We start from the raw sequence: 6,785 nt of genomic DNA, 5'->3' as shown, positions 1-6,785 counted from the left end.
AGGTCGTTGCCTTTTTTGGTACTGAATCAAGTTCAGTATTTATAATCCTCAGTCTTCTAACAGACTGAGGATTTTTTTTTGTCCTAACTTATCTGAGCATCCTTTTTTAAGATACAAGTTTTTTATACCTTACAGCCTCGTTTTGTAACTATGGCTAAACTAAAAGGAAATCTGTTTTTTTACTTCTTTTTTATAACTACAATTATTGTTGCGCAAACATCCGTAGATAGCTTAAAAGTATTTGAAAAATTGAAGTTTTCTTATTATGCTACTGCTGAGATAAATGGGGAAGCATTACAGAGTGTTAGTTGGAAAGAGTATCCAGGAAAGAAAACGACTGATACATTCTTCTCTAATTCAAAAACTTTGACTCCGCAAAAAAGAGGGTTTTGGTTTACTCCCGATATTTTCGATTTTAATAGTTTCAAAGCCGATAGTATAAAGGTTTTTAGCGCTGTTAAATATGAGATAAAAGATAAACTCAATATTTTTTTACCTCTCAATAAAAAAACGAATGCCTTTACTAATTCAAACGCGGAATATATATATAAACATATCGCTTTTGTTAATGATTCTAAATTAGGTAAGGTGGCTTCCTTCAATGGAACTTCAAGTTATATAGACTTAAGGTCTGGTAAAGATGATATTTTTGAAGAGTTAACTATTTCTGCGTGGATTAAACCAAAGTCTGTTGCTGGTATTCAGAGTATTGTAGGAAAGGGGAAGGTGTTTTCGGCTAAAATATTTGACGGAAACTTAATTTTTACGACGCCTAGTATAAAGGATCATTCAAGTAAAAGTGAGTCTATTACTAAAAATGTTTGGTCCCATATCGCTTATGTTTATTTACCAAATAATGAAATTGATTTTTATGTAAATGGAAATAAAGTCAGTACGATTAAAGCTTCTGGTATTAACCAAACAAATCATTCCATATTAATAGGGTCAAATATTTGGGGAGAAAACTATAAGGGTTTAATGAGTAATTTTGCTTTATGGCAAAGAGCCTTGAGCGATGATGAAATTAAGCAGGTCTATACCTCTGGTATTCCAATTGTAAATAATGATTCGAATGTTCTGTTAATTTTTATTTTAATTGGTGTTGGTGTATTACTTCTTGTATTAACGCTTTACCTTTCGATTAAGAAAAAGCGACACGTTAAGACGTTAAATAGCACGAATTATGAGGCGCTAAAACGCACGAGTTTTGAATCTAAGGCTACAACGTTAAAACCGGTAAACTATAGTATAGTTTGTTTGGGTGGATTTCGTGTTACAAACAGTGTTGGAGAAAATATTACACACAAGTTTTCACCAAAGCGTACGGAATTACTGTTGTGTTTAATCTTGTTTACGCTTAAAGAGGATGGTATCACCTCTAAAAAAATGGGAGAAGTCTTATGGCCTGGTTTTTCGGCAGCACAAGCTAAAAATAATAGAAGTACTCAAATAAAGGAAATTAGGAATATTTTTAAGGAGCTTAAGGGGATATCAGTAGTTTATGAAGATAAAAAATGGAAAATTTTTGCTGATGAGCCTTATCGAATTGATTTATTTCACCTAAAGAAATTATTACCAAATTTATTTTCTTATAATAAAAAGGAACATGAAATGGGTGATATTTGGGAGTGTTTGTCAATATTAAAACATGGTCAATTACTTCCTAATTTTAATATGGATTGGATTGATATTTTCAAATCTAAATTCGATAATTTCATTTTAGAATATTTAACACCATTTTTGGTTAATGAAAAAATTAATGACGATAAAAAAATGGAACTTTGTGAAGTTATTCTAATTATAGATGCTTTACATGAAGAAGCGGTAAACATAAAAGTAAATTTACTGATTAAACAAGGCAAACACATGTCGGCGCAAAAAGTTTCCGAACATTTCTATAAGTTGTACGAACAATATTACGGAGAACCTTATTCTCGAAAAGTTACAAATTAACATCACAATTTTAGGTAGTTACCCTTTTTATTACCCCTAATACTACATCTTCACGACTAGATTTACAGTTATAAATATGGCAAGACTTTAAAACTTGCATAGTTATTTAGTTAATCAATTAAACTTTACTGAATGAAGAAACAAGTTACAAATAGAAGAGACTTTGTTAAGAAAGCAATTGTCGCTACAGCTGGGATTAGTATTATACCTAGACATGTTATGGGTGGAAATAATTTTATTGCACCTAGCGACCAATTAACAAAAGCAGTAATAGGAGTAGGAGGTATGGGGCAGGCCCATTTGAATTACGAGGGTACACGCTTAATGGCTGTATGTGATGCCGATGGAAAACATTTATCTGATACGTTAAGTAAACTAGGGAACGATGTTAAAGGTTATAGGGATTTTAGAGAAGTACTCGCACGTCCCGATATAGATATTGTTCATATTGCAACCCCTCCACATTGGCACGCAATAATGTCTATTATGGCAGCTGAAGCAGGTAAGGATGTATGGTGCGAAAAACCAATGACCAGAACGATAGGAGAAGGTAAACGTGTAGTAGAAGCAATGAAGCAACATGGACGCATGTTTCGATTAAATACCTGGTTTCGATTTAAGGATAATTTTTACGGGATGGGTACTCCTGTAAATAAATTAAAGAAAGTTGTAGACAGCGGAGTTTTGGGCTGGCCTTTAAAAGTAACCATTAGTGGAGTAACTGGTTTTAACTGGAAGTTTTACTGGGTCGGGAAGGAGAATTTAAAACCGCAAAATATACCCGATAATTTGGATTATAATATGTGGCTGGGGCCAGCACCAGAAAAACCATATAATGCTCACAGGGTACATACTACTTTTAGAGGCTATTGGGATTATGACGGTGGCGGACTTGGAGATATGGGGCAGCACTATATAGATCCAGTACAGTATTTTTTAGGAAAAGATAATACAAGTCCGGTAAAAGTTGAAGTAGATGCACCACAGCAACATTACGATGCTATAGGTACATGGAGAAAAATTATCTTTACGTATGAAGATGGTTGTCAAATTATTTTGGATGGCGCCAACGAAGATAAAAATGCAGCCTATTTAGAGGGGCCAGACGGAAAAATATTCAACGGATTTAAATCTGATATTCCAAATATTGAGGGCATTATTAATAGTATGCCTGATCCAGAAGAACAAATAACGGTGTTTTCAGATTCGGTAAAAAGTCGCAAAAAGTTCGCATTAAATGAGGAAAATGGTCATCGATCGGCTACAATAGTTAATATGGGAATTACAGCGTTGCGTCTAGGTAGAACACTTCATTTTGATCCGGTAAAACAAGAATTTATTAACGATGAAGAAGCTAACAGATTAATTCATCAACCAGAACGAAGTGCTTGGGCATATTAATTAAAAATTTAAGAATTTAATGAAAAGAATAATATTATATATATGTACTGCAGTTTTGTTTTTCAGTGCTGTAAATACAATATCAGGTCAAATAAACCGAACCATAGAAACAAAAGTTGCCGATATTCTGGCACAATTACCAACCAAAGATTTAAATCATAAAGATAAACTCATGCAGGAAATGATTTTCCTCGATGTTGAAGGTGTTTATGAGTTTACCAAAATGCTTGAACCTTTAGGGACTGGAGACGATACTCGAGTACGTTATGCCATTCAAAGTGCAGCCGTTTTTAGTGGAGGACACCCAGATTTAGATTCAGAACATATTGTAGAACAGGCTTTATTAAAAGCCTTGCAGTCTGAATCTGATGTGGAATTAAGTACTTTTTTAATACAGCGATTAAATTTTTGCGGAACTAACTTAAGTGTTCCTGTTTTTAAAGTTTATTTGTCTGATAATGAATTATTTAAACCTGCGCTCTCTGCGTTACAATCAATTGGTACAGAGGAGGCAGCGCAAATTGTTTTAAAGGGTTTAGCTAAAGCAAATAATGATGATAAACCAGCATTTATAGATGTTTTAGGGCAATTAAAATATGAGCCAGCTGTAAATACCTTATACGACTTGGGAAAATCAGCTTCAATTCCTGTGAAGCAAAGTGCTTTGTTAGCTTTAGCTAATATTGGGTTGATAGATTCGTCAGGTTATTTAATAGGCGCGGTAAAAAATGCCGATTATAATTTAGACGAATCTAAAGCTATTTTAGCCTTCATTCATTATGCTAATGTTTTAAAAGATTCAGGAAATACCGATTTAAGTGTTGAACTAGGTAAGTTATTATTAGAAAATTGTAATAACGACAACCAATTGCATTACCGCTCAGCAGGCGTGCGATTGATATCAAACGGAAATGATGCAACCAAAATATTATTAAAGGAGGTTAATAAAGGCGATTTGGCATATAAAGCAGTTGTTCTGGATGAAGCTTCAAAACATCTTCATTCAAATAATATATCGAAATGGATTAAAGTGTTCAAAAAATCTTCAGATGATGTTAAATTGTTAGTTATTAATATGCTGCAAACAAGTGAGAGTGAAGCGGTGTTTAATGACTGTTTACTGAAAGCTGTAAACTCTAAAAGTGAGAACGTTCGTATTGGGGGAGTTAAATCTATGGATTATCAGGCTAAGGAAAAGGCTTTGCCTGTTTTATTAAATCAGTTAGAAATTGCGCAATCTGATGCTGAATTTAAAGCCATTGAGGAAACCTTATTAAAGGTCGTTTCTTTAAAAGACTGCAGCCTATTAGCGAGTAAGTTAGAAGCCGTCTCTTCGAATGGTAAAAAGGTTTTGGTTCGCGTTTTTGCAGCCAGACATGCTAACGAACAGTTCGATAAAGTAGTGTCACTTTTAGAAATTGATGATTCTTACTTAAATAAAACAGTTTACGAAGCCTTACCGTATTTAGTGGTGAACGAAAATTTAGAGGAAATGATTGAGTTGTTATCAAACGAAACAGATAACGATAATATTCAAAATCTACAAAAAGGAATCCTTACAATTTTAGAAACCGAAGATGATTCCCAAAATGTTTTGGTTTATCAGGCTTTTAAAAACGATAAAAACAAATCAAAATGGATTCCACTATTATCAGAGCTTGCGAGTGAAGAAGCATTACTTTTAGTGTCTAATGTTTTGGAATCAGGAGATGAAGCTTCTAGAATATTAGCCATTCAAACTCTATCAGAATGGAAAAATAATGAAGCACTTCCAGTATTGTTCAATGTGGTTGAACAAAATTCAAATATAAAATCTCAGGCATTTAAAGCATATTTGAAAAAGGTTAGTAATTCAGGAGTGCCTGATGACCAAAAATTACTTTTAGTAAGAAAGTTGAACGACTATGCTAAAACAACAGATGAACAAAAACAAATTATCACTCAGGTGTCAAATATTAAAACGTTTTTATCTTTAGTTTTTGTTTCCGAGTTTTTAGATGATTCTAGCTTACGGGCTCACGCAGCCAATGCTGTAATTAAAATAGCATTACCAACACCAGGAAAAAACGATGCATTAAGTGGTATAGTTGTTAAAGATATCGTGTCGAGAAGTGTCAATCATTTAACAGGCCCAGATAGTCAATATATAAAACTAGACGTGAAGGAGTTTTTAGAAAATATGCCAAAGGATGAAGGTTATGTTTCTATTTTTAATGGAAAGGATTTAAGCGGCTGGGAAGGCTTAGTTAAAAATCCAATCGCGCGTCAAAAAATGTCTAAAGCAGAACTCGCCAAGTCTCAATCTGTTGCTAATACACAAATGTTGAAAGATTGGTTTGTTAAAGATGGAGTAATAGGTTTTAAAGGTGAAGGGTATAATAACATATGCACCATTAAGGATTATGGTGATTTTGAAATGTTAGTAGACTGGAAAATTACACATGGTGGTGACAGCGGTATTTATTTAAGAGGAACTCCACAAGTGCAAATTTGGGATATTGCCAGAACAAATGTTGGCGCACAAGTAGGTAGTGGGGGGTTGTATAATAACCAAAAAAACGAAAGCAAGCCATTGGTGGTTGCCGATAACCCCATCAATGACTGGAATACGTTTAGAATTAAAATGATAGGAAATCGAGTAACAGTTTATCTTAATGGAGTTTTAGTTACCGATAATGTTCCGTTAGAAAATTATTGGGACAGAAGTATGGATATTTTTCCCAAAGAAGCCATAGAGTTACAGGCGCATGGCGAGGATTTAGGATTCAGAAATATATATGTTAGAGAAATTGTTTCGGGTGATGATTTATTAAGTCAGGAAGAACGAGATTCTGGTTTCAAATCTTTATTTAATGGTCGAGATTTAGATCATTGGATTGGTAATAAGGTTGATTATGTGGTAGAAAATAATGAGATTGCGGTGCGACCAAAGCAGGGTGGACACGGTAATTTGTTTACTGCTCAAGAATATTCAGATTTTATTTTCCGATTTGAGTTTAAACTAACAGCAGGGGCAAATAATGGCTTGGGTATACATGCCCCATTAGAAGGAGACGTCGCTTATGTTGGTAAAGAGTTGCAAATTTTAGATAATACCGCATCAATTTATGCTAATTTGGAGCCGTATCAATATCACGGTTCAGTGTATGGTATTGTGGCCGCGAAAAGAGGATTTTTAAATCCCGTTGGAGAATGGAATTATGAAGAGGTAGAGGTAAAGGGCGACCATATTAAAATTACCTTAAACGGAACAGTTATTGTTGATAGTAATATTAAAGAAGCCTCCAAAAATGGAACCGCCGACCATAAAGACCATCCAGGGTTAAAAAGAAATTCAGGTCATATTGGATTTTTAGGCCATGGTTCCGAACTTTGGTTTCGAAACATAAGAGTAAAAGATTTAACTAAATAATTTATTACGAAAGAAAATA

At 34.0% G+C, this 6,785-nt stretch carries 3 protein-coding genes; all 3 read left to right on the top strand.

All coding sequences use genetic code 11. The features are described from left to right. Positions 1-150: 150 nt before the first annotated feature. A complete protein-coding gene (locus ICJ83_RS10250) occupies positions 151-1,953 on the top strand; it encodes a LamG domain-containing protein (protein WP_188230282.1) in 1,803 nt (600 codons plus the stop codon). 132 nt (positions 1,954-2,085) lie between these two features. Then, on the top strand, positions 2,086-3,354 hold the full coding sequence (locus ICJ83_RS10245; protein WP_188230281.1) for a Gfo/Idh/MocA family oxidoreductase: 1,269 nt from the start codon (positions 2,086-2,088) through the stop codon (positions 3,352-3,354). Between the two features lie 19 nt (positions 3,355-3,373). Continuing rightward, positions 3,374-6,766 carry a DUF1080 domain-containing protein gene (locus ICJ83_RS10240; RefSeq protein WP_188230280.1) on the top strand — a complete coding sequence of 1,131 codons (3,393 nt, stop codon included), beginning with the start codon at positions 3,374-3,376 and terminating at the stop codon, positions 6,764-6,766. Positions 6,767-6,785: the final 19 nt, after the last annotated feature.

Origin of the sequence: Aestuariibaculum sediminum, from assembly GCF_014596945.1 — a bacterium.
Lineage (GTDB): Bacteria > Bacteroidota > Bacteroidia > Flavobacteriales > Flavobacteriaceae > Aestuariibaculum > Aestuariibaculum sediminum.
The sequence above is the reverse complement of the archived record's forward strand: the minus strand, read 5'-3'. Positions and strand labels throughout refer to the sequence as shown.

Excerpts from the sequence above, each read along its gene's own strand:
- ICJ83_RS10250 (WP_188230282.1), top strand. The coding sequence starts at position 151 with ATGGCTAAACTAAAAGGAAATCTGTTTTTTTACTTCTTTTTTATAACT.
- ICJ83_RS10245 (WP_188230281.1), top strand. The coding sequence starts at position 2,086 with ATGAAGAAACAAGTTACAAATAGAAGAGACTTTGTTAAGAAAGCAATT.
- ICJ83_RS10240 (WP_188230280.1), top strand. The coding sequence starts at position 3,374 with ATGAAAAGAATAATATTATATATATGTACTGCAGTTTTGTTTTTCAGT.